This is a genomic window from uncultured Thiodictyon sp. (assembly GCF_903828115.1).
In the GTDB taxonomy this organism is placed as follows: domain Bacteria; phylum Pseudomonadota; class Gammaproteobacteria; order Chromatiales; family Chromatiaceae; genus Thiodictyon.
This window is the reverse complement of sequence record NZ_CAIKKU010000658.1, coordinates 1-1,663: the sequence shown is the minus strand read 5'-3', so window position 1 is coordinate 1,663 and position 1,663 is coordinate 1. Positions and strand designations below refer to the sequence as shown.

Sequence of the window (1,663 nt, the reverse complement as noted above, 5' to 3'; positions counted from 1 at the left end):
GGCCTTGCGTGTTGCGGATAGGCCGCGCCGCACTGGGGTGCGGCGCTCCCAGCGCCTGTGCCTGTGCTCAGGCATCGCGCCCGGTCGCGCCGGGACCGAGCGCCCGCCGTCGGCGCGATCTCGCCTAGAATGGGGCCATGCCCAACGTTGCCCCACGCCAGTCCATCCGCGCCGCCGCCCGCCGTCTGGTGGGGCGCGCCTTCCCGCGCCGCGGCGCGCGGCCGGCGCCCTGGCCCGGGGTCGCGCTCGCACGCCTGGACCGCCTGCCCTGGCCCCTGCTGGTCACGCTCGGGCTGGTCCCCGCCGCCGCGCTCGGCTGGCTCGCCCTGCGCAGCCCGGCGGCCACGGCGCTGCTCCTGTTGCTGCTCCCCGTCGCCGTCCGGCACCGGGTGAGGCTGGTGTGGCCGGGCGAGCGCGCGGCGGCGGTCCGGGCGCCCCCGCCGCAGCGCCCGGCTTCGGCAGTGCCGCCCCCACCGCCGAAGTCCTATCCGGTGCATGACCCGCTGATCGAGATGGTGCAACTGCCGGGCGGCACCTTCCGGATGGGCTCGGACAAGGCGCGCGACCCGCAGGCCGACGACAACGAGTGTCCGTCGCGCGAGGTGCGCCTCAGCCCCTTCGCCATGGCCCTGACCCCGATCACCCGCGGCCTCTACCGCTCTCTGGTCAAGGACGCGCCGTTCGGGTGGCGGGGCGACAAAGACGACGCGGCCCTGCCGGCCAACTATGTCCGCTGGGACGACGCGCTGCGCTTCTGCAACGCCCTGTCCGAGCGCAGTGGGCTCAAGCCCTGCTACCGGCAGACGGACTCGCACTGGGCGGACTCGCCCTGGGCCTGCGACTGGGCGGCGGACGGCTATCGACTACCCACCGAAGCCGAGTGGGAATATGCCTGCCGGGCCGGCACTGAAACCCCCTGGTTCTGGGGTCCGGACGACAAGAAGGCCAGGCGCTATGCCTGGTTCGTGGAGGACTGGTCGACCGGCTCCGTGCATCCGGTCGCTCAGAAGCTTGTCAACCCCTGGGGCCTCCGCGATATGGCCGGCAACTGCTGGGAGTGGTGCTGGGACCGGTACGCGAGCCCCTACGACCCGTCGGCAACGGACGATCCCCGAGGGCCCGCGGTGGGTCAGTGGCGGGTGCTGCGCGGCGGCTCTTTCGGCTCCGAGCCCCGGGACCTGCGCTCTGCGGCCCGGGCCCGGAACGCGCCCGGGTCCCGGCTCCGGTACGTCGGGTTCCGTTGTGTGCGTGGTTCCGGCCGCCAGCCGCTCCCTTGATCCGTTGTGCCCTTGTCTTATTGTCTTCCCGGCCGCCAGCCCACTGCCATTGAGCCTGGAATCGGCAATTGATCACGCAAAGACGCCAAGAACGCAAAGAAGAATAGAACGTTGCAAGCTCCCGTAGCTCGGATGGAGCGCAGCGCAATCCGGGGCCAGCCTCGCCGATAAACAAGCAATCCACCGGTTACCGCGGGAACCTGGATTCCGCTGCGCTCCATCCAGGCTACGAGCGGTGGTCCGCACAGCGGACGCTAGGGCCCCGCGGTAGATACTCTGTTCAAGCGCAAGTCCGATTTGCCTCCGATCCGTAAATTGGCCTCATCGCTACGTGAACAGTCTCCAGCCTCCGACGAGGTTTGCAGTGCTCGGGCTGGGCCTGGTAT

General features: G+C 70.8%; 1 protein-coding gene. It reads left to right on the top strand.

Annotated features, from left to right (window positions below):
* Positions 1-137 precede the first annotated feature (137 nt).
* Positions 138-1,277, top strand: coding sequence for a formylglycine-generating enzyme family protein (locus QZY48_RS24860; RefSeq protein WP_295436122.1), 1,140 nt, complete (start codon positions 138-140; stop codon positions 1,275-1,277).
* Positions 1,278-1,663: the final 386 nt, after the last annotated feature.

Bases quoted from the DNA above. Each gene is read 5' to 3' on its own strand.
- QZY48_RS24860 (WP_295436122.1), top strand. From the start codon at position 138: ATGCCCAACGTTGCCCCACGCCAGTCCATCCGCGCCGCCGCCCGCCGT.